This window comes from Blastomonas natatoria (assembly GCF_003201955.1).
GTDB classification, from domain to species: domain Bacteria; phylum Pseudomonadota; class Alphaproteobacteria; order Sphingomonadales; family Sphingomonadaceae; genus Blastomonas; species Blastomonas natatoria.
On sequence record NZ_QJJM01000005.1, the window covers coordinates 138,112 to 161,881 of the forward strand.

Annotated in this window: 27 protein-coding genes and 1 tRNA gene; 14 read left to right on the forward strand and 14 right to left on the reverse strand. The window is 64.0% G+C overall.

Annotated features, from left to right (window positions below):
* Nucleotides 1-3 precede the first annotated feature (3 nt).
* On the forward strand, nt 4-1,026 hold the full coding sequence (gene galE / locus C7451_RS07755) for a UDP-glucose 4-epimerase GalE (RefSeq protein WP_110298407.1): 1,023 nt from the start codon (nt 4-6) through the stop codon (nt 1,024-1,026).
* A gap of 17 nt (nt 1,027-1,043) precedes the next feature.
* The gene (gene asd / locus C7451_RS07760; RefSeq protein ID WP_110298408.1) at nt 1,044-1,895 is read left to right on the forward strand and encodes an archaetidylserine decarboxylase; all 852 of its coding nucleotides are present in this window, start codon (nt 1,044-1,046) and stop codon (nt 1,893-1,895) included.
* A gap of 32 nt (nt 1,896-1,927) precedes the next feature.
* Here asd and C7451_RS07765 read toward each other — a convergent pair.
* Together C7451_RS07765 and C7451_RS07770 are read right to left on the reverse strand one after the other, a co-directional pair.
* Nucleotides 1,928-2,014 (reverse strand) — tRNA-Leu (locus C7451_RS07765).
* A 132-nt stretch (nt 2,015-2,146) separates the two neighbouring features.
* On the reverse strand, nt 2,147-3,037 hold the full coding sequence (locus tag C7451_RS07770; RefSeq protein WP_110298409.1) for an MJ0042-type zinc finger domain-containing protein: 891 nt from the start codon (nt 3,035-3,037) through the stop codon (nt 2,147-2,149).
* A 204-nt stretch (nt 3,038-3,241) separates the two neighbouring features.
* Between C7451_RS07770 and ftsE the strand changes: the two genes are divergently transcribed.
* Genes ftsE through C7451_RS07790 form a run of 4 tightly spaced genes read left to right on the forward strand, consistent with a single transcriptional unit; the run spans nt 3,242 to nt 6,157 of the window.
* Nucleotides 3,242-4,018 (forward strand): cell division ATP-binding protein FtsE, encoded by a 777-nt coding sequence (gene ftsE, locus C7451_RS07775; protein WP_425266470.1) that lies wholly within the window; start codon nt 3,242-3,244, stop codon nt 4,016-4,018.
* Nucleotides 4,018-4,914 carry a cell division protein FtsX gene (locus C7451_RS07780; RefSeq protein ID WP_110298410.1) on the forward strand — a complete coding sequence of 299 codons (897 nt, stop codon included), beginning with the start codon at nt 4,018-4,020 and terminating at the stop codon, nt 4,912-4,914. Before ftsE ends, C7451_RS07780 begins: the two co-directional genes overlap by 1 nt.
* Entirely contained in the window at nt 4,911-5,441 is a 531-nt protein-coding gene (locus C7451_RS07785) for a YdcF family protein (protein ID WP_110298411.1), read from the forward strand. The genes C7451_RS07780 and C7451_RS07785 overlap by 4 nt, the downstream gene beginning before the upstream one ends.
* Nucleotides 5,442-5,443: 2 nt before the next feature.
* Nucleotides 5,444-6,157: a lysophospholipid acyltransferase family protein gene (locus C7451_RS07790; protein WP_167398476.1), complete on the forward strand. Its 714-nt coding sequence runs from the start codon at nt 5,444-5,446 to the stop codon at nt 6,155-6,157.
* A gap of 125 nt (nt 6,158-6,282) precedes the next feature.
* On the opposite strand, the gene C7451_RS07795 is transcribed toward C7451_RS07790, so the two are convergent.
* The 6 genes from C7451_RS07795 to C7451_RS07820 all read right to left on the reverse strand — a co-directional run bounded on the left by C7451_RS07795 (nt 6,283) and on the right by C7451_RS07820 (nt 12,328).
* The gene (locus C7451_RS07795; protein ID WP_110298413.1) at nt 6,283-7,251 is read right to left on the reverse strand and encodes a ParB/RepB/Spo0J family partition protein; all 969 of its coding nucleotides are present in this window, start codon (nt 7,249-7,251) and stop codon (nt 6,283-6,285) included.
* Complete coding sequence (locus C7451_RS07800) at nt 7,251-8,036, reverse strand: ParA family protein (RefSeq protein WP_110298414.1); 786 nt, start codon at nt 8,034-8,036, stop codon at nt 7,251-7,253. The genes C7451_RS07795 and C7451_RS07800 overlap by 1 nt, the downstream gene beginning before the upstream one ends.
* Nucleotides 8,036-8,725: a 16S rRNA (guanine(527)-N(7))-methyltransferase RsmG gene (gene rsmG / locus C7451_RS07805; protein WP_110298415.1), complete on the reverse strand. Its 690-nt coding sequence runs from the start codon at nt 8,723-8,725 to the stop codon at nt 8,036-8,038. The genes C7451_RS07800 and rsmG overlap by 1 nt, the downstream gene beginning before the upstream one ends.
* Nucleotides 8,722-10,572, reverse strand: coding sequence for a tRNA uridine-5-carboxymethylaminomethyl(34) synthesis enzyme MnmG (gene mnmG, locus C7451_RS07810; protein ID WP_110298524.1), 1,851 nt, complete (start codon nt 10,570-10,572; stop codon nt 8,722-8,724). The genes rsmG and mnmG overlap by 4 nt, the downstream gene beginning before the upstream one ends.
* Before the next feature lie 192 nt (nt 10,573-10,764).
* Complete coding sequence (gene mnmE / locus C7451_RS07815; protein WP_110298416.1) at nt 10,765-12,060, reverse strand: tRNA uridine-5-carboxymethylaminomethyl(34) synthesis GTPase MnmE; 1,296 nt, start codon at nt 12,058-12,060, stop codon at nt 10,765-10,767.
* 16 nt (nt 12,061-12,076) lie between these two features.
* Nucleotides 12,077-12,328: a DUF6489 family protein gene (locus tag C7451_RS07820; RefSeq protein WP_023839432.1), complete on the reverse strand. Its 252-nt coding sequence runs from the start codon at nt 12,326-12,328 to the stop codon at nt 12,077-12,079.
* A gap of 116 nt (nt 12,329-12,444) precedes the next feature.
* Here C7451_RS07820 and C7451_RS07825 point away from each other — a divergent pair, with 116 nt between their 5' ends.
* Both C7451_RS07825 and C7451_RS07830 read left to right on the forward strand, forming a co-directional pair.
* The gene (locus tag C7451_RS07825; protein ID WP_110298417.1) at nt 12,445-13,155 is read left to right on the forward strand and encodes a dienelactone hydrolase family protein; all 711 of its coding nucleotides are present in this window, start codon (nt 12,445-12,447) and stop codon (nt 13,153-13,155) included.
* Entirely contained in the window at nt 13,152-13,550 is a 399-nt protein-coding gene (locus tag C7451_RS07830; protein ID WP_110298418.1) for a nuclear transport factor 2 family protein, read from the forward strand. The genes C7451_RS07825 and C7451_RS07830 overlap by 4 nt, the downstream gene beginning before the upstream one ends.
* A gap of 28 nt (nt 13,551-13,578) precedes the next feature.
* Here C7451_RS07830 and C7451_RS07835 read toward each other — a convergent pair whose 3' ends face one another.
* The 6 genes from C7451_RS07835 to hemE all read right to left on the reverse strand — a co-directional run bounded on the left by C7451_RS07835 (nt 13,579) and on the right by hemE (nt 18,989).
* Nucleotides 13,579-13,956, reverse strand: coding sequence for a c-type cytochrome (locus C7451_RS07835; RefSeq protein ID WP_110298419.1), 378 nt, complete (start codon nt 13,954-13,956; stop codon nt 13,579-13,581).
* Entirely contained in the window at nt 13,953-14,954 is a 1,002-nt protein-coding gene (locus C7451_RS07840; RefSeq protein ID WP_244181731.1) for a Vgb family protein, read from the reverse strand. The genes C7451_RS07835 and C7451_RS07840 overlap by 4 nt, the downstream gene beginning before the upstream one ends.
* 80 nt (nt 14,955-15,034) lie before the next feature.
* Nucleotides 15,035-15,706, reverse strand: coding sequence for a TerC family protein (locus C7451_RS07845; protein ID WP_110298420.1), 672 nt, complete (start codon nt 15,704-15,706; stop codon nt 15,035-15,037).
* 24 nt (nt 15,707-15,730) lie between these two features.
* On the reverse strand, nt 15,731-16,987 hold the full coding sequence (gene rho / locus C7451_RS07850) for a transcription termination factor Rho (protein ID WP_023839438.1): 1,257 nt from the start codon (nt 16,985-16,987) through the stop codon (nt 15,731-15,733).
* A 456-nt stretch (nt 16,988-17,443) separates the two neighbouring features.
* Entirely contained in the window at nt 17,444-17,908 is a 465-nt protein-coding gene (locus C7451_RS07855) for a CopD family protein (RefSeq protein WP_208625165.1), read from the reverse strand.
* 28 nt (nt 17,909-17,936) lie between these two features.
* Nucleotides 17,937-18,989 carry a uroporphyrinogen decarboxylase gene (hemE, locus tag C7451_RS07860; protein WP_279629491.1) on the reverse strand — a complete coding sequence of 351 codons (1,053 nt, stop codon included), beginning with the start codon at nt 18,987-18,989 and terminating at the stop codon, nt 17,937-17,939.
* 283 nt (nt 18,990-19,272) lie between these two features.
* Between hemE and C7451_RS07865 the strand changes: the two genes are divergently transcribed.
* The 6 genes from C7451_RS07865 (at nt 19,273) to hpf (ending at nt 23,733) form a co-directional block, all read left to right on the forward strand.
* Nucleotides 19,273-20,127 (forward strand): pyruvate, water dikinase regulatory protein, encoded by an 855-nt coding sequence (locus C7451_RS07865; RefSeq protein WP_110298528.1) that lies wholly within the window; start codon nt 19,273-19,275, stop codon nt 20,125-20,127.
* Between the two features lie 28 nt (nt 20,128-20,155).
* On the forward strand, nt 20,156-20,749 hold the full coding sequence (locus tag C7451_RS07870) for a Maf family protein (protein WP_110298421.1): 594 nt from the start codon (nt 20,156-20,158) through the stop codon (nt 20,747-20,749).
* Between the two features lie 100 nt (nt 20,750-20,849).
* Complete coding sequence (gene aroE, locus C7451_RS07875; protein ID WP_110298422.1) at nt 20,850-21,662, forward strand: shikimate dehydrogenase; 813 nt, start codon at nt 20,850-20,852, stop codon at nt 21,660-21,662.
* Entirely contained in the window at nt 21,659-22,297 is a 639-nt protein-coding gene (gene coaE, locus C7451_RS07880; RefSeq protein WP_208625166.1) for a dephospho-CoA kinase, read from the forward strand. The genes aroE and coaE overlap by 4 nt, the downstream gene beginning before the upstream one ends.
* A 25-nt stretch (nt 22,298-22,322) precedes the next feature.
* On the forward strand, nt 22,323-23,024 hold the full coding sequence (dnaQ, locus tag C7451_RS07885; RefSeq protein WP_110298423.1) for a DNA polymerase III subunit epsilon: 702 nt from the start codon (nt 22,323-22,325) through the stop codon (nt 23,022-23,024).
* 139 nt (nt 23,025-23,163) lie between these two features.
* Complete coding sequence (gene hpf / locus C7451_RS07890) at nt 23,164-23,733, forward strand: ribosome hibernation-promoting factor, HPF/YfiA family (RefSeq protein ID WP_110298530.1); 570 nt, start codon at nt 23,164-23,166, stop codon at nt 23,731-23,733.
* The last annotated feature ends 37 nt before the right edge of the window (nt 23,734-23,770 follow it).

Consider the following 23,770-nt stretch of genomic DNA (forward strand, 5'->3'; position numbering starts at 1 on the left):
GCGATGACCGCGATCGAAAGCTTCCGCGCGGCGCACACCATATTGGTGACAGGCGGGGCGGGCTATATCGGCAGCCATGCCGTGCTCGCGCTCAAGGATGCAGGCTGGAAGGTCGCGGTGATCGACAATCTGGTCACCGGCTTTGCCTGGGCCGTTCCCGGTAATGTCGCCTTTTACGAAGGCGATATTGCCGATGCCGATCTGGTCGCGCGCATCATCGCCGAGCAGCAGATCGGCGCGATCCTGCATTTCGCAGGCTCGGTCGTGGTGCCCGAATCGGTGAGCGATCCACTCAAATATTATCACAACAACACCGCCAAGAGCCGGTCGCTGATCGAATCGGCGGTTGCAGGCGGGGTGAAGCATTTCATCTTCTCTTCGACCGCTGCGACCTATGGCACCCCCGATGTCAGCGGCCCGATCGGCGAAGACACGCCGCAGGTGCCGATCAACCCTTATGGCACATCGAAGCTGATGACCGAGATGATGCTGCGCGACGTCGCCCTTGCGCACGACTTCAACTATTGCGCGCTGCGCTATTTCAATGTCGCCGGGGCCGATCCGCAGGGCCGCACCGGCCAGTCGACCGCAGGCGCGACCCACCTGATCAAGGTTGCGGTGGAAGCCGCGCTCGGCAAGCGGGAGAGCGTCGCCGTGTTCGGCACCGGTTTCGACACGCCCGACGGCACCGGCGTGCGCGATTACATCCATGTCAGCGACCTTGCTCATGCCCATGTGCTGGCGCTGGAAGCGCTGATCGCCGAGCCCGACCGGTCGCATGTCCTCAATTGCGGCTATGGCCATGGCTATTCGGTGATGGAGGTGCTCGACGCTGTCGACCGCGTCACCAACAACCGGATCAAGCGCGTGCTCTCCCCCCGCCGTGCAGGCGACCCCGCCTCGCTCACCGCCGACAGCAGCGCCATCCGCGCCCGATTCGGCTGGCAGCCCGCGCATGACGATCTCGACACCATCGTTGCTCATGCATTGGCGTGGGAGCGCCGCCTGAACGAGCGTAACGGCTGACAGGGATCCGCACAGCCATGTCCTCTGCCTTTATCGCGCTTCAGCATCTGGTTCCGCAGCACGCCCTGACCCGGCTGGCTGGGAGGCTGGCGGCCAGCAAGTCGCCATGGCTGCGCGATCCGATGATCCGCCGCTTTGCCGCCGCCTATGGCGTCGACATGGGCGAGGCGGCGCGCAGCTTTGGCGAATTTGCCAGCTTCAACGACTTTTTCACGCGCGAGCTGAAGCCCGGCGCAAGGCCGCTGGCGGATGCGGACCGCTACATCCTCAGCCCCGCAGACGGCGCGGTCAGCCAGCTTGGGCCCATAAGTGACGGGCGCATCATCCAGGCCAAGGGCCGCGATTACAGCGTCGAGGAACTGCTCGGCGGTCAGACAGGCGATGCACACCGATTCGACGGCGGGCAATTCATCACCATCTATCTCAGCCCGCGCGACTATCACCGCGTCCACATGCCCGCTGCCGGGGTGCTGCAATCGAGCGTCTATCTTCCGGGCAAGCTGTTTTCGGTCAATCCGGGCACGGCTGCCGGGGTCGACCGGCTGTTCGCGCGTAACGAGCGGCTGGCGTGCCTGTTCGACGGGCCCGATGGACTGTTCGCGAGCGTCATGGTGGGGGCGATGATCGTCGCAGGGATCGACACGGTCTGGCCGCACCGCTTTCAGGACCATGAAACCGCACCGGTGCGCGAGGATTTCTCCGCCAGCGATCATCGCTTTGCGGCAGGCGACGAGATGGGCCGCTTCTATCTCGGCTCCACCGTGGTGCTGCTGTTCGAACCGGGCCGCGTCGCCTGGAATGATGCCCTGCAACCCGGTGCGGCCTTGCGCATGGGCCAGGCAATCGGAGTGCGATTGTCGGGAGAGTGAGGGGCCGCCCTGGCGGCGGAGCCCGGTGTGACTGGTGCGGTCAAGAAGACTCGAACTTCCACGGGCTTTCGCCCACAACGACCTCAACGTTGCGCGTCTACCAATTCCGCCATGACCGCACAGTCAAGCAATTCGCAGGCAAATGAGGGTTGAAAACACCCCCTGCCCGCGTGGCAGGCCGCGCCATTAGCAAAGCGGCAAGCCCATAGCAACAAGGGAATGTTACCGGCCTGTCATACGGCCGGCGGCGGTCAGTTGCGCCTGGCCCAGGCGATCTCGGCAGAGGCGGCAGAGCGCGGCACATCGACCATCGCCTGGCGGAAATCGGCCTTCTGGCCGGGCTCCAGCCGTTCCACCGGCGGGTTGATGATCCAGTTGAAGACGACACGATCCTGCGAATCGCGCAGCACCACCAGCATCGGCGGCACGTCCTGCGCGCGCTGGCTGAGATTCCGGATCGTGCCCGAGGCGCTGAAATATTCGGTGCCATTGGGCAGCGTGCGCCGTTCCTGCTTCTTGGGCGGGAAGTCGATCACCAGATCGGGTTCGACTTCGGCAAAGGGCAGGCTGTAATCGGCGATGAAACCGGGAAGGCCGAAGGTCTGGATCGCCACCGCCGCGCCTGACGCCAGCACGGCAAAGGCGACAGCGCCGATCATCCACAGCTTGGCCGGGTTGCGGCGCGGGCGGAACGGCGGCTCGTGGCTGAAGCTGCTGGGCCGGTCGGCCAGCGCGTCGTCGGCATAGCTGGCGACGATCGGACGGCTGACAGGGGGGACGGGGCGTGGCAGCGGCGGAAGATCCGGCTCCGGCTCGGCCTGGCCTGCCGGTTCGGCAGGAACGGGAGCGACCATCGGCGCTTCGGCCGGGGGCGCTTCAGGCAACGGGGCTTCGGTCGATGTCCTGGGAGTGGGTACAGGGGCCGGCGGCGGGGTTGCAGGCGCAGCAGGCGCAGCTTCAGGAACAGCGACGGGCGCCTCCTGCGCCGCGGCAACCGGAGCGGAAGCAGGTACGGGAGCCTCCGGACCATGCTGGAACCAGCTATGCCCGCATTTGGCGCAACGAACAGACCGGCCATCGATACCGATGGCGCTGTCCGGAACCGCATAGCGGGTGTTGCACGCAGGGCACGCAATAATCATGGCGTTTCTAACCATGCCGGACGAATCGCCGCAAGAGGCTTGCAGCCCCTGCAAACGCGTGCTGGCCCGTTTTCCACTGCTGATTGCATCCTGCAGCGGTATTTCAACAGCTTGCCGCGCGGTTTGCGGTTAATGCCCATGCCAATGACGGCATGACGCGCATTCCCATTGCCTGTCGCGGCGCCATCGCGCTATCGCCGCTGCATGAGCGCCGCACCCATGGCCCCTTCGGTCGACAGCATCGTCCAGTTCGAGAATGTCGGGCTGCGCTATGGCACAGGCCCGGAGGCGCTGTCCGACCTGTCATTCACCCTGTTTGCGGGCCAGTTCTACTTCCTCACCGGGCCTTCGGGTGCGGGCAAGTCCTCGCTGCTGAAGCTGCTCTATCTGGCGCAGCGGCCCAGCCGGGGGATGGTGCGGCTGTTCGGCAGCGACCTGATGACGCTGGCGCGCGATCGCCTGCCCGGCTTCCGTCGTCGCATCGGCGTGGTGTTCCAGGATTTCAGGCTGGTGCCGCACCTCTCGGCGTTCGACAATATTGCGCTGCCGCTGCGCATTGCGGGCATGCGCGATAGCGACATCGCAACGCCGGTGCGCGAGATTCTGGACTGGGTCGGCCTCAGCGCCCGGGTCGATGCGCTGCCCGCCACTCTTTCCGGTGGCGAACAGCAGCGCGTCGCCATCGCCCGCGCGGTCATCACCCGGCCCGACATTCTGGTCGCCGACGAGCCGACGGGAAATGTCGATCCCGACATGGCGGTGAAGCTGCTCAGGCTGTTCGAGGCGCTCAACCGCATGGGCACGACGATCATCGTCGCCACCCATGACGTGCATCTGATGACCCGGATCAGGCGCGCGCAGATGATGCGGCTGGAGGGTGGCCGCCTGTCCGACCCCACGGGTGCCCTGCGCTATCCGCCGCGCCCCGCCGACATGCACGGCTGGGCCGATACGGACGGTCGGCAGGACAGGCCGTTCTGATGCTGGGATCGTTCTTTCCGACGCGCCACGATCGCCGGCTGATTCCCCAGGCGCGCCTGACCGGGCCGATGCCCTGGGTCATGGCGGTCATGCTGTTCCTGACGCTGCTGGCCACCGCAGCGGCGCTGGCACTGGGCAGCGCGGCACGGCAGGTCAATGCCGATCTTGCCGGGCGCGCGACGGTGCAGATTGTCAATGCCGATAGCGAGGCACGGCAGAAACAGGCCCTCGCAGCAGAGGCAGTGCTGCGATCCGACCGCGCGGTCACGGGCATAAGGCAAGTGAGCGAGGCTGAAGTGCGCGCCTTGTTGACGCCATGGCTGGGCAGCGGTGCAACCAGTCGTGACATCCCCCTGCCCGCGCTGATCGATGTGGATTTCCGCACGGCAGCAGGTCCTGCAGCACTCGCCAGGCTGCGCGAGGCACTGAAAACCGCCGCCCCCGATGCGCGGATCGATGCCCATGGCCAATGGCTGAAACCGGTCTTCGGTCTCATCGCGACGCTGCGCTGGCTGGCGATTGCGCTTGTCGCGCTGCTCGCGCTTGCCACCACGGCATCGGTGATGCTCTCGGCGCGCAGCAGCTTCGCCGCCCATTCCGAAACGATCGACATCATGCATCTGCTGGGCAGCACGCACCAGCAGATCGCGCGGCTGTTCCAGCGACGGATTGCGCTGGATGCCGCCATGGGGGCGCTGCTGGGCTGCCTGCTGGCCGTACCGGTGCTGTGGATGCTCGCCCGGGCCGCATCGCAGCTCGATTCGGGGCTGGTTTCCGCCGGAAGCTTTGCCGCGATCGACTGGCTGCTGCTTGCATGTGTGCCGATTGCAGGTATTGCGCTGGCTGTGTTCACTGCGCGGGTGACGGTGCTCGGCGCGCTCAGGAAGAAGCTGTGATCGTTCGCCTCCTGTCATCGGTGCTGCTGGCCTGGATCCTGGGCTTTGCCTGGTTTGCCATCCTGCTGCCCCAACCGCTGGGTGACCAGCAGACCGATGCCGTCGTGGTGCCGACTGGCGGCCCCTTGCGCATCGACCGCGGGCTGGAGGCGCTGCGCAACAAATGGGCCGAACGCATGCTGATTTCGGGCGTTGACCGCGACGTCCGGCCTGCCGAACTCAGCGCCCAATATCCCGGCTCGGTCGCGCTGTTCGACTGCTGCGTGGACCTGGGCTTTCGTGCCTATGACACGCGGTCGAATGGCCTTGAGACCGCGCGCTGGGCGAAGCAGCGCAAGGTCCGATCGGTCCGCCTGGTGACCACCGACTGGCATATGCGCCGCGCCGAATACGAACTGCATCGCGCCCTTCCGGACGACATCGCGATCTATCCCGATGCGGTCGCCAGCAAGCCCAGCCTGATGACGCTGTGGCGCGAGTATAACAAGCTGGTGCTGCGCGTGCTGGCCGGGCTGTTCGGAGTCTGATCATGGCACGCACGCTGCTGGCGCTGTTCCGCTCGATCCTGTTTACTCTGGCCTTTTACGGCGGATCGGTGTTCATCGTCATCATCGCCTTCATCATCCTGCCCTTCTCGCGTCACCGCCTGCAGAGCATGGCGCGCGGATGGGGCATGTACCATTATTGCTGCGCCAGGACGTTCCTGGGTATCCGGGTGCGTATCGAAGGCCCCAAGCCGCAAGGTCAGGTGCTCTATGCGATCAAGCATGAGAGCTTTTTCGAGACGATCGAACTGCTGCGCATCTTCAACCGTCCGGCCGTCGTCGCCAAGATCGAGCTGTCGCGCATTCCGCTGTGGAGCCATATCGCCCGAACCTATGGCATGATCTTCATCGACCGTGCAGGCGGCGCGGTAGCGTTGCGGAACATGATGGCCGAGGTGCGTCGCTTCGTCGCGGAAGGGCGCTCGATCGTCATCTATCCCGAAGGCACCAGCACCCCGCCGGGCGAGCAGCCGCCGCTCCAGGCCGGTTTTGCCGGGCTCTACAAGCTGGCCAAGCTGCCGGTTGTGCCGATCGCGCTGGCGAGCGGACACCTCTATCCGCGCCGCGGCTTCATCAAGCGCCCGGGCGTGATCGTCTATCGCTTCGGCGAGACTATTCCTGCAGGCCTGTCGCGCGAGGAGATCGAGGCGCGGGTACACAAGGCGATCAACGAACTGAACGCAGTGGATCGGGGCTGAAGGTTCTTCCCCTGCCCCTTTTCAGCGTCACCCCCGCGCAGGCGGGGGTCCCGCTGCCCTGAACGTAAGCACTTGAAGCGGGATTCCGGCTTCCGCAGAACTGACGGGTTAAATATTTGTAATAATTAGATAATCTCACCCGAAAGACGCTGGCAGATCAGATCGAGCTGATCGAGATTGCCATAGCGAATCGTCACAGCGCCGCTGCGCTGGTTGGCTTCTGCCGTGATCTTGACCTTGAGCCCGAGCAAATCTTCAAGATGCCGCTCGACTGCCTCGATATCGGCATTGCTGCCGTCCGATGAACCACCCGTACGTGCCTTGCCGCCCGTTTTTCCGGCAGCATCGCTGCGGGTCCGGCGCACCAGCTTTTCAACCTCGCGCACCGAAAGGCCACGGTCGACCACCTCGGCAGCGATCGCCTCGGCATCGGGAACATTGATGAGCGCGCGGGCATGGCCCATGCTGAGGCTCTTGTCGGCGACCATCTTGAGCACCGGCTGCGGCAATGCGAGCAGGCGCATGAGGTTCGCGATATGGCTGCGCGACTTGTCGACCATCCGCGCGACCTCGACCGGCGAATAGCCCTGATCGCCGACCAAGCGCTGATAGGCCTCGGCCTCCTCGACCGGATTGAGGTCCTCGCGCTGGATGTTCTCGATCAGCGCCAGAGCCAGCGTATCGGGATCGCTCAGCTCGCGCACGATCGCCGGAATCTCGTGCAGCCTTGCGCGCTGCGCCGCGCGCCAGCGGCGTTCGCCCGCAACCAGTTCGTAGCCACCGCCCTTGCGCGGGCGCACGATGACCGGCTGGATCACCCCGCGCTGCGCAATCGAGCGCGCCAGATCGTCAAGCGCCTCCTCGTCGAAATAGCGGCGTGGTTGCCCGGGATGCGGGCGGATTTCCGCGAGCGGCAAGGTGCGCAGCCCGGTCGCCGGACTGGCCTGGCTCTCACCGCCCTCGTCGCGGCGCACCAGTGGTTCTTCGCGCCCGACTTCACCGAGCAGGGCATTGAGGCCGCGACCGAGTCCGCTCGGCCGCTTGCGCCCCAGCGCCTTGGCAATATCGGGCAGTCCGCCGGTATCTTCGGCCATCAGGCAGCTTCCTCTTCCATGCGCGGCATGCGAGTAATGAATTCGCGGGCCAGCGCGATATAGGCTTCCGACCCGACGCAGCGATGATCGTAGATCAGTGCCGGCATGCCATGACTGGGTGCTTCGGACAGGCGGACGTTGCGCGGAATGACGGTATCGAACACGAGTCGGCCCAGGACAGCGCGGACATCATCAGACACCTGGTCGGTCAGCCGGTTACGGCGATCATACATGGTCAGCACCACGCCGATGATCGACAGGCCCGGATTGAACCGCTGCTGCACCCGTTCGACCGTCTGGAGCAGCTGGCTCAGCCCTTCCAGAGCAAAGAATTCGCACTGCAGCGGGACCAGCACCTGATCGGTCGCCACCAGGGCGTTGAGCGTCAGCAGGCCGAGCGAGGGCGGGCAATCGATCAGGCAGACCTGCCAGCGATCCTGGGGGGCGCCGTCCATCGCCGCCTTGAGCCGGTGGGTACGATGCTCGAGATCGACCATCTCGATCTCGGCCCCCGAAAGATCGACCGTGGCCGGGATGATGTCGAGCCCCGGAATCTGGGTCGGGACACAGCATTGCACCAGCGAGCTTTCGTTGGTCAGCAGGTCATAGCTGGAATATTCGCGGTCATTGCGTGCAATTCCGAGGCCCGTCGAGGCATTACCTTGCGGGTCCAAGTCGATCAGCAGCACCGAGAGTCCAGTGGCCGCAAGCGCCGTCGCCAGGTTGATCGCGGTCGTGGTCTTGCCCACCCCGCCCTTCTGATTCGCGACCGCAATGCGGATCATCACTTGCTCCTGTATGCGCGCCGGGTCTGGCGGCGCGCTGCCTTCCGGCTTTCGGGTTGAGCCACTCGGCCTGTCCCCACCAGAATCGCCGCATCGGCATCGGTAAGGCTCTGTTCCACGTGAAACAGTTTCTGCCACGATGGCGCGATGCTTTCCAGTTCCGTGCGTGCATTGCGCCCCTTTGGCAGCAACCAGCGCGTCTTTTCTGTGGAAAAGCGGCCTGCGCCTTCCAGCAATCGAGGCAGCGGGGCAAAGGCACGAGCAGAAATGTAATCCGCCTCGATGGCCGGCAGCTTGTCGAGTGCCATTCCGGCGACATCCACCCGGTCGGACAGGCCGAAAAGATCGATCGCGCGATTCAGATAGGCGATTCGCAACCCGCGCGATTCGACGAGGGTCACACGGCACGGCGCGATCAGCGCGACAACCAGCCCGGGGAAGCCGGCGCCGCTTCCCAGATCGATCCAGTGCTCGCCGGGCTTCGGCTCGGCGAAGCGGAGCAGTTGCGCGCTGTCGGCGATATGGCGCTGCCACATCGAACCCAGTGTCGCCGCCGAGACGAGATTCTGATGCCGGGCCTCTTCGGTGACATAGGCTACCAGCGCTTCGAGAGCGGTCATTGTTTCACGTGAAACACCCGGAAACGCCGAGACCCATGCCCGCGCCTGATCCTCGTTCCCGATGATCATGCGGCGCGCTTGCGGGCGTGTACCAGGATCGCTGCGAGCGCCGCCGGGGTCACACCGCGCACCCGGCCTGCTTCGGCCAGCGTCTGGGGCCGGGCCAGCGAAAGCCGCTCGACCATCTCGTTCGAAAGACCGGTGATGGCCCGATAGTCGATATCGGCGCCCAGCAGCACCTTCTCGTTGGCGCGCAGGTCGCGCAGCTCTGCCTCCTGCCGCGCGAGATAGGGCGCATAGACGGCATCCTCCTCGATCTCGGCACGCAGGTCCTCAGGACATTTGGCAAGTGCATCGGGCAGCAAGTCAGCCAGGGCATCGAGCGTGATCGAGGGGAAGCGCAACCAGTCGTAGAGACACTGGCGCGTGCCATCCGCCTTCACCGGCAGACCCAGCGCCGCAAGCTCGGTGCAGGTCGCCGGACGCTGGAGCGCAGCGAGCATGGCTTGCTTGCCGGCTTGACGCTGCTCGAACCACCGCCGGCGAACCCCTCCGACCGCGCCATTGGCGATCGCCATCCCGGTCAGCCGGTCACTCGCATTGTTGGCTCGCAGCCTCAGCCGATATTCCGCTCGTGCGGTGAGCATCCGATATGGCTCCGTGACGCCCTGCAGCACGAGATCGTCGATCATGACGGCAAGATAGCTGCTCGCGCGATCGGGCAAGCCGATCTCCCGGTCCAGTACCGCTGCCGCTGCCGCCATGCCCGCGACCAGCCCCTGCGCCGCAGCTTCCTCATAGCCGGTGGTGCCATTGATCTGGCCCGCACAATACAGGCCCGGCATCGCCCGGACCTCAAGCCGATGGTCGAGCGCACGCGGATCGATATGGTCATATTCGACCGCATAGCCCGGCACCACGATTTCGGCGCGCTCAAGCCCTGCCATGCTCCGCACAAAGGCCAGCTGCACATCGGTGGGCAAGGAGGTGGAGATACCGTTGGGATAGACCAGAGGCGTGTCCAGACCCTCAGGCTCCAGGAACACCTGATGCCCGTCGCGGTCGCCGAAGCGGTGAATCTTGTCCTCGATCGAGGGGCAGTAGCGCGGACCCTGCGCACCGATCGCGCCACTGAACAGCGGCGAGCGGTCAAGGTTCGCGCGGATGATGTCATGCGTCTGCTGCGTCGTCCGGGTGATCGCGCAGAACACCTGAGGCACCATCCGGCCTGCACTCATCGGCGACATGGTCCAGGCTTCGTCATCGCTGGGCTGCTCGTCAAGCCGCGCCCAGTCGATCGTCCGCCCGTCGATGCGCGGCGGCGTTCCGGTCTTGAGCCGCGCCATCGGCAGCGCAGCATCGCGCAGCTGCCCGGCCAGCAGACTCGCGCCCTGCTCGCCGATCCGCCCGCCTTCGAGCCGCTCCTCGCCGCGGAACAGCCGTCCGCCGAGAAAGGTGCCCGTGGCGAGCACGACTGCCCGCGCCGCCAGGATTGTACCGTCGGCCAGATCGACACCGGTCACCCTGCCCTGCTCCAGTCGAAGGGCTGCGACTTCACCCTCGACGATGGAAAGTCCGTCCTGTTCGGACAGCATCGCCTGGATGGCCGCCTTGTACAGCTTGCGATCGGCCTGGACGCGCGGGCCCTGCACCGCGCTGCCTTTCGAGCTGTTGAGCATGCGATAATGGATTGCGGCCTTGTCCGCCGCCCGCGCGATCAGCCCGTCAAACGCGTCGACTTCGCGCACAAGATGGCCCTTGCCCAGCCCGCCGATCGCCGGATTGCACGACATCGCGCCGATCGAATCGCGCGTAAAGCTGACCAGCGCGACGCGCGCGCCCATGCGCGCGGCCACGGCCGCAGCCTCGCACCCGGCATGACCGCCGCCGACAACCAGAACGTCAAATTTCTGCATGAAGCGGCGCATACAGCAATTGCGGGATTCGGTCGAGAGGGTGTCATGCGAGCGAGGCAACGACACTGGGCACCGCTTCACTCTTCCCCTTCGGGAACGTGGTTGAGCCGAAGGCGTTACGGGGTCGGGTGGCAAGCCCCCCAGGCCCGGCCCGCCATTCTGGCACCCCTCCCGCAAGCGGGAGAAGGAAGATCATTTGCCGATGCAGAACGCCCCGAACAGCGCGTCCAGCATATCCTCGACATGCGTCCGACCGAGGAGCTGATCGAGCGCCAGACGGGCCAGACGGAGCGATTCAGCGCGGAGCAGCAGATCGGATTGATCGCTCGCCTGATGCAGGGCTGCGGCACATTCACCCAGCAGATGATGCTGGCGCGCGTTCAGCGCTGTCTCTCCCGCTGATGGAAGCAGCGTTCGTGCCGTCTCCACCAGATCGCCGACCAGCCGTTCCACCCCTTCGCCCGTATGGGCCGAGAGACGATGGCGGGGCGCGCGTTTTGTTTCACGTGAAACACCGGTCCTGTCGATCTGCGCCTCGATCTCCCACGCTCCCATCGGCCCGTCGCCTTCGGGCCCAAGCCACAGCACGATGTCTGCTGCCTCCATTGCATTGCGGGCGCGAGCGATGCCGATCTGCTCGATGGCCTCCGCCCCGTCGTCGCGCAGCCCTGCCGTATCGGTGAGTACGAAGGGGATGCCGCCCAGCGCCACCGGAGCTTCGATAATGTCCCGGGTGGTTCCGGCAATATCGGAGACGATCGCGGCATCACGCTGCACCAGGGCGTTGAGCAGCGTCGACTTGCCACTGTTGGGCGGTCCTGCCAGCACGACGCGAATGCCATCGCGGAGCCGTTCTGCCCTGGGTCTCGCCAGTGCCGCGTCTATCGCTCCAGCGAGCGTGGCTATCCCTTCCCCGACGGCATCTGTGGCATGGATTCCGACATCGTCCTCGTCGGAAAAATCGAGCTCAGCCTCGACCAGGGCCGACAGCCGCAGCACCTCGTGCCGCCAGCTTTCCACCTGTCTCGACAGATGCCCGCTGGCCATGCGGATAGCAGCCACACGCTGGGCCTCGGTCTCGGCGAAGAGCAGATCCGACAGTCCCTCGGCCTCGGCAAGATCCATGCGACCATTGAGAAACGCGCGGCGGGTGAATTCTCCCGGCTCTGCCAGCCGCAGCCCCGGCAACCCGCCCAGCGCCGCCTCCACCGCCCGCACGACCGCGCGGCCGCCATGCAGGTGCAGTTCGGCCAGATCTTCGCCCGTCGCCGTTTTCGGGCCGGGAAACCATAGCACCACGGACTGGTCGAGCATATCGCGGGTGTCAGGATGCCTCAGCGTCCGCAGCGATGCGCGGCGGGCCAGGGGCAAGACTCCCGCCAGCGCCTCAAGCGCCCTGCCCGCCTGCGCACCGCTGATACGGATGATCGCCAATGCAGCAGGCGGCGCGCCGCTGGACAGCGCGTAGATCGTTTCGCCCTGCTGCATCGCTCAAGCGGAAATATCAGTCCGAGGACTTCTTGCCGCTCGCTCCGGCTGCAGCGGCGTCCATGATCTGCTGGAAGAAACGGAGCCCCATCTCGCCCATCGGTGCGATATTCTTGGCAATGTTCTGCAGCTGGTCGACATTGCTGGTGCCTTTCATCGCGTTGACGACACCGTCGACATAGGTGCGGTTGACATCGGACACGTCGGGAAGGCCCATGAAGCGGCGCATTTCCTCGGGGGAGCAATCGACTTCGATATTCACTTTCATGGGATTGGATCCTCTCTTGGCACAAAGGCCCCCCGGCCCCGAATTGCCGCTTACCAGCCCGGCTAAAGTGGGTATAAATCCGATTCAAATCAATCGAATTGATGATGGAGAGCATAATGGGTTCGACGCACAGCATCGCCACTTTCGACAATGAAGGCAGCTTCAGCGCCTATGTCGCTGCGCCCGAAGGCACGCCAAAGGCCGCGATCATCGTCATCCAGGAGATTTTCGGGGTGAACCCCGGCATCCGCCAGAAGTGCGACGGCTGGGCGGCGCAAGGCTATCTCGCAGTTGCGCCGGATCTGTTCTGGCGGATCAAGCCGGGCATCGAGCTAGACCCCGATGTGGAGGCCGAACTGCAGGAAGCGTTCGGCTATTTCGGCCAGTACGATCCCGATGACGGCGTCAAGGATATCGAGGCAACGATCCGCGCGATCCGCTCGGGCATTGGCGGGCTGGACGGCGTCGCCAAGGTGGGCGCGGTGGGCTACTGCCTGGGCGGCCGCCTCGCCTATATGACCGCTGCCCGCACCGATGTGGATGCCAGCGTCGGTTATTACGGCGTGATGATCGATCAGATGCTGAGCGAGGCGCACGCGATCGCCAACCCGCTGATGCTGCACATCCCCACTGCCGATCATCTTGTCGGTCCCGAAGCGCAGGCTGCGATCCATGCCGGGCTGGACGATCATCCCAAGGTCACGCTGCACGATTATGAAGGGCTCGATCATGGCTTTGCCGCCGAGATGGGCAATCGCCGCGACGAAGCTGGCGCTCAGCTCGCCGACAGTCGCACCGCAGCCTTTTTCGCGGAGCACCTTGCATGAGTGTCGCCAGGACCGGAATCGCTGCCTGGCATGATTACATGCATGGCGGATCCGAACCCGAAAAGCTCCGCGCGATGCTGGCGGACGACGCCGTGTTCCACTCGCCCGTCGTCCACACCCCGCAGGAAGGCAAGGCCAAGGTCTTTGCCTATCTGCATGCAGCATCGCATGTGCTGGGCAATGACAGCTTTCACTATGTCCGAGAGATCGTCGACGGCGATACCGCCGTGCTGGAATTCGCGCTGGTGCTCGATGGCATCCAGGTCAACGGCGTCGACATGATCCGCTGGAATGCCGATGGCAAGATCGAGGATTTCAAGGTGATGGTTCGCCCCCTCAAGGCGATCAACAAGGTTTGGGAGAAGATGGGCGAGATGCTGGCCAGGGCGGGTTGATCCTGCGACACGGTACTAACCATTACGGTTAGTCATCCGCCATCAGATAGGCGATGATCGCTGCCCGCTCCTCGGGCTTGCGCAGGCCGAAAAAGCCCATCTGGTTGCCGGGGATCAGGGCTTCCGGATTGGTCAGGAAACGGTCGAGCAATTCCGGATTCCAGCGGCGATTCCTTGCCGCAAAGGCTTGAAAGGCCTTGGAATAGGCGAAGGCCTTGTCCCCTGCGATCGGGCGCTTCGACAGACGGTCGAGACTGGGGCCGCTCAGTCCCTTCTCGCCCTTTTGCACCGAGTGGCAGCTGTAACAGCGCTGGAAGGCGCGTTCACCAGACTGGTTGGCGGAGTGCGCCAGCGCCGCTCCGGGCAAGACGAGCGCCACCAGCGCCAGAAATCGTGCAAGGTTCATTTGTCGGTCCGCACCACCATCAACCGCTCGGTGCCCGATTCCGGCAGGAAGACCTCGCCCTTGCGGCCCAGAATCTGGCGGACATTGGCGTTTTCCCCGCTGCCCGGGTAGCGCCGGACGAATTTCTCCGACCGGGGATCAAACACGCGCGTGGAATTGTCGCCGAAATCGCTGACCCACACCATGTCGCGCTCATCGACATAGACCGCATAGGCCTTGGGCGCATCGCCTGGCAGCTTCCAGGTCTTCCAGCTCCTGTTCGACGGGCGATAGCGATAGAGCTCGCCGCTGTTCCAGCCGGTGATCCACAGATCGCCCCTGCTGTCCGCCCAGACGCGGCGCAAGCCTGCATCGCTGGTCGGCGGCTCGATCACGCTGATCTCGCCGGTGGCACTGTCGATCCTTGCCAGATGGCTCCCGGCGAGCGAGACATACCAGACCGTCCCGTCGGGCGCGGTGGCAATGCCATAGGGGCCGCGGCCCTTGGGGTCCTTCCAGACCTGCACCTTGCCGTCAGACGCGCTCACGCGTCCGTAAATACCGTTCTGGCCGGTAAACCAGTGCGTGCCTCGGGCGTCGAACGCGCCGGTATTGAGATTGGTATAGCCCGTATCCTCGGGCAGCTTCCACACGTCCAGCTTGCCGTTCTTAGGGTTGTAGCGAACGATGGCGTTCTGACCGCCATCGGTGATCCATGCCATGCCGTCCGGCCCCTGGATAACGCCGTGCGGGGCTGATTCAGGACCGAGCGGTATCTGCTTCACCTCGCCCGTGGCCGGATCCAGTATGCCAAGCGCACCCTGGCGCTGCGCCGTGTACCAGATCCTGCCATCGGGCGCCGGCGCAACATCATGCGGCCGCGAACCCCTGGGAAGCTCGAACAGCTGGACATTGCTGCTGATTTCGGCCGAGGCCGCGATCTGCGCCTTGTCTCTGGCTGCCATCGGCATGCTGGCCAGTCCGGCCACCGTCAGCGCGCCCAAAACGATCCTGTACATGCAAAAATCCTCTCCATCGATGTCCGAACCTATCAGGGATCGAACATCGATGGAGAGGAAATATTGCGCGCGCCTTGCGATCAGAAGAAGAGCGTTACCACACCGACGCCCGGATCGACAAAGCCATCATAAATCATCTTGCCCGCGACATAGAGGATCACGGCGAGGCCGATATAGGCGATCCAGCGATAGCGCTCGATATATTTGGCGATGAAATTGGCGGCGATGCCCATAAGCGCGACCGACAGGATCAGCCCGACAATGAGGATGCCCGGATGCTCGCGCGCGGCGCCAGCGACCGCCAGCACATTATCCAGGCTCATGCTGACATCGGCAACGGCCACCGCCCAGGCAGCAGCGGCGAAGCTCTTGGCAGGCTTGACCCCGCTATGCTCGTCACCCTCGATTTCAGGCGAGCCTCCGCTCGCGCCTGCCGGCTGCAGCTCGCGGTACATTTTCCACGACACCCACAGCAGCAGCAGGCCACCGGCAAAGATCAGGCCGACGATCTGCATCAGCTGGGTCACGACCAGCGCGAAGCCGATACGCAGGATCAGCGCCGCAATAATGCCGATCAGAATGACCTTGCGCCGCTGATCTGCGGGCAAGCCTGCTGCCAGCGCGCCGACGACGATCGCATTGTCACCGGCCAGCAGCACGTCGATCATCAGCACCTGGCCGAAGGCGGCGAGCGCGGATGGGGAGCCGATATTCGAGAAATCGGCAACGATATGGTTCCAAAGTTCCATCATGATGGGTGTCGCAGCCCTGAAGGATTACTGGTTCATGGAATCGAAGAAGTCTTCGTTGGTCTTCGAATCCTTCATCTTGTCGAGCAGGAACTCCATCGCATCGATGGTGCCCATCTGCATCAGGATGCGACGCAGCACCCACATCTTGGAAAGGATATCCTTTTCCACCAGCAGTTCCTCCTTACGCGTGCCGGACTTTCCGACATCGAGTGCAGGGAAGATACGCTTGTCGGCCACCTTGCGATCCAGCACGATCTCGCTGTTGCCGGTGCCCTTGAACTCTTCGAAGATCACTTCGTCCATGCGGCTGCCGGTATCGATCAGCGCGGTGGCGATGATCGAGAGCGAACCACCTTCCTCGATGTTGCGCGCCGCGCCGAAGAAGCGCTTGGGACGCTGCAGCGCATTGGCATCGACACCGCCGGTCAGCACCTTGCCCGACGAGGGCACGACGGTGTTGTAGGCACGGCCCAGACGCGTGATCGAGTCGAGCAGGATCACGACATCCTTCTTGTGCTCGACCAGACGCTTGGCCTTTTCGATCACCATTTCGGCAACCTGGACGTGGCGCTGTGCGGGCTCGTCAAAGGTCGAGGAGATGACCTCGCCCTTCACGCTGCGCTGCATGTCGGTGACTTCTTCCGGGCGCTCGTCGATCAGCAGCACAATCAGGAAGACTTCGGGATGGTTGTCGGTGATCGCCTTGGCGATATTCTGCAAGAGCACGGTCTTGCCGACGCGCGGCGGCGCGACGATCAGCGCGCGCTGGCCCTTGCCCTGCGGCGAGACGATGTCGATGACGCGGGCCGACTTGTCCTTGACCGTGGGATCGAGCGTGTCGAGCCGCAGCTTCTCGTTCGGATAGAGCGGGGTCAGGTTGTCGAAATTGACGCGGTGGCGGACCACGTCGGGATCGTCGAAATTGACCGCGGTGAGCTTGGTCAGGGCAAAATAGCGTTCGCCATCCCGCGGTGCGCGGATTTCGCCTTCCACCGTATCACCGGTGCGCAGGCCGAAGCGGCGCACCTGGTTCGGCGAGACGTAGATGTCATCGGGCCCGGCGAGATAGTTCGCCTCGGGGCTGCGCAGAAAGCCGAAACCGTCGGACAGCACCTCGATGGTGCCCAGACCCATGATCTGCTCGCCATCTTCGGCGAGTTCCTTGAGGATCGCGAACATCAGGTCCTGACGACGGAGCGTCGATGCGCCCTCGACGCCCAGCTCTTCGGCCATGGTGACGAGTTCGGCGGGGGTTTTCTGCTTGAGTTCTTTAAGGTGCATGAGGTGCAGGATTCCGTGGGAAGGGTGCCGCCAAAAATTGCAACGCGGCAGAAAGGAAAGAGATGCGGGACGCCCAGCCGGTAATCCGGTCACTGGTGAAGCGGGTCGTCGAAGGTCCCGGACGGGACGCCAGCGGAAATAGGCCCGAGAGCGGCGAAAGTCAATCCGGCCTGCGATGAGGCGAGGGACCCACCTCTCCCCTCCACCTGTTACCCCATCCGCTCGGCCTGAGCCTGTCGAAGGCCCCGCGCCGAGAACTGCCTCAACTCGTCATCATTCCCGCGAAAGCGGGAATCCCGCTACGTATCTACACTTTCGCCAGAAGCGGGACCCCCGTCTTCGCGGGGGTGAGGAGTTCATGGTCCGAACCATGAGCGCGGGGCCTTCGACAGGCTCAGGCCGAGCGGGACTGGTTATCGTGCACGCGCAACCGCACGATTCGACCGCAAACAACCCTCAGAACGGCTTCACGATCACCAGGATCACGATGACCGCCGCAGCAATGCCCGGAACCTCGTTGATCAACCGCAGCTGCTTGCCGGTCAGCTTGCGTTCGCCGCGCGCCAGCTTTTTCGAATAGCCGATCATCCAGCCATGATAGCCGCTCAAAAGCAGCACGAAGAGCAGCTTGGCGTGCATCCAGCTCGAGGTCCACCAGTTGCCCTGGGTCGCGAGGATCAGCCCCAGCAGCCAGACGATGATCATGGACGGGTTGAGGATGATGTTCTTGAGCTTGGATTCGCGGTCAATCCAGCGCGTCGCCTCTTCGGAGCCATGCTCGGCCTCCTGATGATAGACCAGGAAGCGCGGCATCATGAACAGGCCGGCCATCCAGAAGATGACGAAGATGAGGTGCGCTGCTTTCAGCCAGAGATAGAGCATGGAGAGAACATAATCCGTTGTCAGAAGAAGCTCGTTCATGGGTTCTGCCGTGGATACGGCAGGGCGGTCATACGCCCTGCTTCACCAGTGTAAGCAGTGCATGCACGTGTTCAATGGGGGTCTGCTGCAATATGCCGTGGCCCAGGTTGAAAATATGCGGCCGCCCCTCGAACGTGCGCAGGATGTGCCGAACGGCATTTTCCATCTGTTCGCTGCCGGCCAGCAGCGCCAGCGGGTCGAGATTGCCCTGGACCGGAAGATGCGCCGGAATATTGGCTGCCGCCCAGACCGGATCGATCGTCTCGTCGAGCCCCAGCGCGTCGACGCCGGTCTCGCGCGCATAGGCGGCAAGCTTTTCGCCCGCACCCTTGGGGAAACCGATCACCGGCACGCCCGGGCGCGCTTCGTGGATGGCGGCGGCAATGCGGGCATTGGGGGCGATCACCCAGCGTTCGAACTGCGCCGGCGCGAGCGAGCCTGACCAGCTGTCGAAAATCTGCACCGCATCGACGCCCGCATCGATCTGGCCGATCAGATATTCGATGGTGAGATCGACGATTCCGTCGATCAGCGCCTGGAAGCCTGCGGGATCGCGATAGGCATATTCGCGCGTTGCGTGCTGGTCCTTGCTGCCCTCGCCGTTGACCATATAGGTCGCAACGGTCCAGGCCGATCCTGCAAAGCCCAGAAACGTCTTCTCAGGCGCGAGCTCGGCCTTCACCAGGCGGACGGTCTCATAGATCGCCTCGAGCCGCTCAGGGACCGCGACAAGGCTCTCCAGCGCATGATCGAGCAGCCGGGGCGACAGATGCGGCCCTTCGCCCACCAGGAACTTCAGATCCTGTCCCATCGCATAGGGCACGATCAGGATGTCGGAAAACAGGATGGCGGCATCAAGCTCGAACCGGCGCAGCGGCTGCAGCGTGATCTCGGCAGCGGCGGGGCTGTCATAGACCAGCTCGAGAAAGCCGCCCTTTTCCGCACGCAGCGCGCGATATTCGGGAAGATAGCGTCCGGCCTGGCGCATCATCCACATCGGCGGCACCTTGGCCACCGCACCGTTCAGGCAATCGAGCAAGGGCGCCTTGCGCGCCGTCGTCAGAGCTGTGTCCCCACCCATCTTAATTCTTATATCCTTTATATAGGGAATCTGTTGAAGAAGGCCGCTGGAAAACCGGCATGACGCTTTCTTGCCCTATGTATCGACAGATTGACAGTCGGCAAATCGCGCTGGCCTGACGAGTCGGCAAATTTATCCCGGCTATCAACAGCCTGTGGGTAAAGCTTTCCCTTGTGGACAAGCCCTGTGAGGAATCTCCGGTCAGGGGGGAGCAAAACCATCCCCGGTTTTGCCCACAACATCATGCCTTGATTTATCCCCGCGCTGCCCACAGACCATGGGCATGAGCCGTTTTCACCTGCACCTCTTGTCAGATTCCACCGGCGAGACGCTGGAAAACATCGCCAAGGCGGCGCTGGCGCAGTTCGATGCGGTGGAGATCATCAAGCATTTCTGGCCGATGGTGCGGTCCGAAACGCATCTCGACCGCATATTGGACGAAGTCGCGGCCAATCCGGGCCTGGTGCTGTTCACGCTGGTCAATCCCGACATCCGCGCCAAGCTGGAGCGGCGCTGCCGCGTGCTCGGCCTGCCAATGGTGCCCGCGCTCGATGCGGTCAGCGATGCCCTGTCCAACCTGCTGGGTCAGGCCGCCAAGGCCCGGCCGGGCCGGCAGCACGTGCTCGATGCCGCCTATTTCGCGCGCGTGGAAGCGATCCAGTTCACCATCGCGCATGATGACGGGCAGAACTGGGAGAACTGGGAAGCGGCGGACATCGTGCTGGCTGGCGTTTCGCGCTCGTCCAAGACGCCCACCTCGATCTATCTCGCCAATCGCGGGTACAAGACCGCCAATATCCCGATCGTGGTCGAATCCCCCCCGCCACCATCTCTGTTCTCGCTCAGGCACCCGCTGGTCGTGGGGCTGACGACCAATCCCGAGCGCCTGATCGCGGTTCGCCGCAACCGGCTGTTGTCCTTGAACCAGGCCCCCGAAACCGACTATGTCAATGACGAGAAGGTGAAGGCCGAGCTGGCCTTTGCCCGGCGGATGTTTGCGGATAATGGTTGGCCGGTGATCGATGTGACCCGCCGGTCGATCGAGGAATCGGCAGCAGCGATCATCAACCTGTTCAACGAGCGCGAGGCCGCGCGCGAGAGCAGGCGTCAGGCGACAACGCCGGTAGACAGAACCTAGTTTGTACAGGGCATAAGGACGACGGAACATGCTGATACTCGCATCCCAAAGCACCGCGCGCCGGGCCATGCTGGATGCTGCGGACGTGCCCTTTTCGGTGGTTGCGGCGCATATCGATGAATCATCGATCCGCGCCTCGCTGCATGCCGAGGGCACTTCCCCACGCGATATCGCCGATGCCCTGGCGGAAGCCAAGGCGATGCGTGCCGGCACGCGCCGCCCCGAAGCGATGGTGCTCGGCTCCGACCAGATCCTCGAAACCAGCGATGGCGAGATGCTGAGCAAGCCGCAGACGCCCGAAGACGCGATCCGCCAGCTCGAGGCGCTTTCCGGAAAGCCGCACAGATTGTGGAGCGCTGCCGTGATCGTCGAGGGTGGCAGGCCGATCTGGCGGCATGTCGGCAAGGCGGTGATGCACGTGCGCCCGCTCGGCCCTGCCTTTGTGCGTGAATATGTGGAAAAGCACTGGGAAACTATCGGATATACGGTGGGCTGTTACGAGATCGAGGGCGCGGGAGCCCAGCTTTTCAGCCATATCGAAGGCGATGTGTTCACGGTGCAGGGCATGCCGCTGCTGCCGCTGCTCGGATTCCTGCGCGAACGCGAACTGATGCCGAGCTGATTTATCCGCTTGGAAAATCGGCAAGGATTCCAGCAGAGTCCGCCTTACCCCCTCCGTTTGTCCCGAGCGAAGTCGAGGGACGCAGACCCAAGGGTTTCCCATGTCCCAACCCTATGCCGAGGTGATCGGCGATCCGATCGCGCACAGCAAATCGCCGCTGATCCACGGCTTCTGGCTGAAAGCGCTAGGCATGGAGGCGGATTATCTTGCCTGTCATGTCACGCCCGAGGGCCTTGCCGACTACATCGCCGCACGCCGGGACGATCGTCTGTGGCGCGGCTGCAATATCACCATTCCGCACAAGATCGCGGTGATGGAGCATGTTGCCGATCCGGGCGATGTCCGCGCCAGCATCGGTGCGATGAACACCGTAGCGCGCGATGAGCAGGGTGCGCTGTTCGGCACCAATACCGATGCAGGCGGCTTCTATGCGCCGCTCGGCCAGAGCGATTTCACCGGCGCTGATGTGGCGCTGATCGGCGCAGGCGGTGCGGCGCGTGCGGTGCTGTTTGCGCTCGCGCGGATGGATGTCGCCAGCGTGACCATCCATGCGCGCAATCCCCTGAAAGCCATGGGGCTGCTCGCAGGTTTCGGGCTCAAGGGCCAGGTGCGCGGCATGGAAGATGCGCTGGGCGAGGTCGACCTGCTCGTGAACACCAGCCCGCTCGGCATGAAGGGCTTCGATCCGCTGGTGCTCGATCTCTCGCCGCTGCCCGACAGCGCACTCGTTTATGACATCGTCTACAACCCGCTCGAAACCGGCCTGCTCAAGGCGGCGCGTGCGCGCGGGCTCGATACGGTCGACGGGCTGGAGATGCTGATCGGCCAGGCCGCGCTCGCCTTCGAGATCTTCTTCGGTGCTGCCCCGCCGCGGAACCGCGACGACGAACTCAGGGCCTTGCTCACCGCATGATGGCCCCGATCAAGCGCCTGCCGCCGCACCACCGCCACCGGCCCATGGTGCTGGGGCTGACCGGATCGATCGGCATGGGCAAGTCGGCGGTGGCGAAGATGCTCCGGTCCGAGGGCGTGCCGGTGTTCGATGCCGATGCCGAGGTGCATGTGCTGCAGGGGCCGGGCGGGGCGCTGCTTGCGCAGATCGAGGCTGCCTTTCCGGGCACGACAGGGCCGCAGGGGGTCGACAGGGCCAGGCTGGGCGCTGCCGTCTTCGGCAATCCTGTGGCGCTGAAACGGCTCGAGAATATCGTCCATCCTGCGGTGGCCCGATCGCGCGCCGCCTTCGTCCGCGCCAACCGTTCGCGCCGGATCATCGTGTTCGACATTCCGCTGCTGTTCGAGAAAGGAGGGACGCAGAATGTCGACGGGATCGTCGTCGTGTCCGCCGCCTTGTGGCAGCAGCGCAAGCGGGTTCTGGCCCGGCCGGGAATGACCGCAGCGCGCCTCCGGCACATCCGCCACCTGCAGATGGCCGATCATCACAAGCGCGCCCATGCCGATTGGGTGATCCCCACCGGCGGGACCAAATTGGCGACGCGACAGGCGGTGCGCAGGCTGCTTCAGAATTTGCGATCGGCCCTTGCGCACTGACCAAATCGGTCCAATAGTATCGGAAATGAGAGAGATCATTTTCGATACCGAAACCACCGGCCTGTCCCCTGACGAAGGACACAGGATGGTGGAAATCGGGTGCATCGAGATGGTCGGTCGCAGCCTGACGGGCCGCACCTTCCACGCTTATTTCAACCCCGAAATCCCGATGCCGCCGGAAGCCGAGAAGGTGCATGGCCTGGGCGACGCGTTCCTCGCCGACAAGCCGCTCTTTGCTGCCGGGGTGGACGATCTTCTCGAATTTCTCGGCGAGGCGACGCTGGTGGCGCACAATGCCGGTTTCGACATGCGCTTCCTGAATGCCGAGCTGGCGATGGTCGGCAGACCCGCCATAGCGATGAACCGCGTGATCGACACGGTCGCGATGGCGCGCGCCAAGTTTCCAGGATCGCCCGCCAGCCTCGATGCCCTGTGCAAGCGTTTCGGCGTCGACCGCAGCCATCGCGTGCTGCACGGCGCGCTGCTGGATGCCGAGCTGCTGGCGCAGGTCTATATCGAACTGACCGGCGGTCGCCAGATCGGGCTGGGCCTCGCCGATGACAGCGCGGACGCGGCCTCCGGGCCGGCTACCCGGCCCCGCCTGATCCCTTCGGTCCAGCGGCCGCACCGCCTGCCACGGCCGTTCGCTGCAAGCCAGGAGGAACTTGCGGCGCATGCGGCGTTTCTGGACAGGATCAAGCAGCCGCTCTGGCGGTCGACACGCTAACCTTGTTTGCTGAATCCATCGCGGAAAGGAGGTCTTTACCGGAATTGTCACCCCATCCTTAGCGTTGCACGCCAAGGATAACTCGATCCGGCCCGTCGCGGCAGTGATCCGGCGGCTGGCCTCTATAATGGAGAACAACATGGACATTCGTATTTCTGGTCATCAGGTCGATACTGGCGAAGCGCTGAAGGTGCACGTCGCGGACCGGCTCAATGCGATTGTCGAAAAGTATTTTTCCAAGGCGATATCCAGCCATGTGACCTTCGGGCGAGGGCCTCACGACCAGTTCCAGTGCGATATCGTCACCCATGTCATGCAGGGGCTGATCCTCAAGGGCCATGGCCTGGCACAGGACGCGCATGTCGGATTTGACGGTGCTGCCGACAAGATCGAGAAGCAGCTGCGCCGCTATATGGGCCGCCTCAAGGGCCGCCACGAGCAGTTTCAGCATGCCGCACGTGAGGAAGAAGCCGCTTATGTCGTCTTCGAAAGCGGCAGCGAGGAAGAAGAGGTCGTCGGCGACGCTCCGGTCGTGATTGCCGAAACGCGGGTCGATGTGCCCGAGGCGACCGTGTCCGACGCCGTGATGATGCTCGATCTGCGCAACACCAACGCGCTTTTCTTCAAGAACACCGGCACCGGTCGGCACAACATGGTCTATCGCCGCCCCGATGGCTCGATCGGCTGGGTGGAACCGCGCGCCACCTGAATCGCGCGCGCTGTGCGCCCGTGCATCGCATGACTTG

Bases quoted from the DNA above. Each gene is read 5' to 3' on its own strand.
- asd (WP_110298408.1), top strand. From the start codon at position 1,044: ATGTCCTCTGCCTTTATCGCGCTTCAGCATCTGGTTCCGCAGCACGCC.
- hemE (WP_279629491.1), bottom strand. From the start codon at position 18,989: ATGGGTGGGGACACAGCTCTGACGACGGCGCGCAAGGCGCCCTTGCTC.
- dnaQ (WP_110298423.1), top strand. From the start codon at position 22,323: ATGAGAGAGATCATTTTCGATACCGAAACCACCGGCCTGTCCCCTGAC.
- aroE (WP_110298422.1), top strand. From the start codon at position 20,850: ATGTCCCAACCCTATGCCGAGGTGATCGGCGATCCGATCGCGCACAGC.
- mnmE (WP_110298416.1), bottom strand. From the start codon at position 12,060: ATGCAGCAGGGCGAAACGATCTACGCGCTGTCCAGCGGCGCGCCGCCT.
- rho (WP_023839438.1), bottom strand. From the start codon at position 16,987: ATGCACCTTAAAGAACTCAAGCAGAAAACCCCCGCCGAACTCGTCACC.
- C7451_RS07825 (WP_110298417.1), top strand. From the start codon at position 12,445: ATGGGTTCGACGCACAGCATCGCCACTTTCGACAATGAAGGCAGCTTC.
- C7451_RS07800 (WP_110298414.1), bottom strand. From the start codon at position 8,036: ATGATCCGCATTGCGGTCGCGAATCAGAAGGGCGGGGTGGGCAAGACC.
- mnmG (WP_110298524.1), bottom strand. From the start codon at position 10,572: ATGCAGAAATTTGACGTTCTGGTTGTCGGCGGCGGTCATGCCGGGTGC.
- C7451_RS07840 (WP_244181731.1), bottom strand. From the start codon at position 14,954: ATGTACAGGATCGTTTTGGGCGCGCTGACGGTGGCCGGACTGGCCAGC.
- ftsE (WP_425266470.1), top strand. From the start codon at position 3,242: ATGAGCGCCGCACCCATGGCCCCTTCGGTCGACAGCATCGTCCAGTTC.
- coaE (WP_208625166.1), top strand. From the start codon at position 21,659: ATGATGGCCCCGATCAAGCGCCTGCCGCCGCACCACCGCCACCGGCCC.
- C7451_RS07770 (WP_110298409.1), bottom strand. From the start codon at position 3,037: ATGATTATTGCGTGCCCTGCGTGCAACACCCGCTATGCGGTTCCGGAC.
- C7451_RS07790 (WP_167398476.1), top strand. From the start codon at position 5,444: ATGGCACGCACGCTGCTGGCGCTGTTCCGCTCGATCCTGTTTACTCTG.
- C7451_RS07780 (WP_110298410.1), top strand. From the start codon at position 4,018: ATGCTGGGATCGTTCTTTCCGACGCGCCACGATCGCCGGCTGATTCCC.
- rsmG (WP_110298415.1), bottom strand. From the start codon at position 8,725: ATGATCATCGGGAACGAGGATCAGGCGCGGGCATGGGTCTCGGCGTTT.
- C7451_RS07870 (WP_110298421.1), top strand. From the start codon at position 20,156: ATGCTGATACTCGCATCCCAAAGCACCGCGCGCCGGGCCATGCTGGAT.
- C7451_RS07845 (WP_110298420.1), bottom strand. From the start codon at position 15,706: ATGATGGAACTTTGGAACCATATCGTTGCCGATTTCTCGAATATCGGC.
- C7451_RS07865 (WP_110298528.1), top strand. From the start codon at position 19,273: ATGAGCCGTTTTCACCTGCACCTCTTGTCAGATTCCACCGGCGAGACG.
- galE (WP_110298407.1), top strand. From the start codon at position 4: ATGACCGCGATCGAAAGCTTCCGCGCGGCGCACACCATATTGGTGACA.
- C7451_RS07835 (WP_110298419.1), bottom strand. From the start codon at position 13,956: ATGAACCTTGCACGATTTCTGGCGCTGGTGGCGCTCGTCTTGCCCGGA.
- C7451_RS07795 (WP_110298413.1), bottom strand. From the start codon at position 7,251: ATGGCCGAAGATACCGGCGGACTGCCCGATATTGCCAAGGCGCTGGGG.
- C7451_RS07830 (WP_110298418.1), top strand. From the start codon at position 13,152: ATGAGTGTCGCCAGGACCGGAATCGCTGCCTGGCATGATTACATGCAT.
- C7451_RS07855 (WP_208625165.1), bottom strand. From the start codon at position 17,908: ATGAACGAGCTTCTTCTGACAACGGATTATGTTCTCTCCATGCTCTAT.
- C7451_RS07820 (WP_023839432.1), bottom strand. From the start codon at position 12,328: ATGAAAGTGAATATCGAAGTCGATTGCTCCCCCGAGGAAATGCGCCGC.
- hpf (WP_110298530.1), top strand. From the start codon at position 23,164: ATGGACATTCGTATTTCTGGTCATCAGGTCGATACTGGCGAAGCGCTG.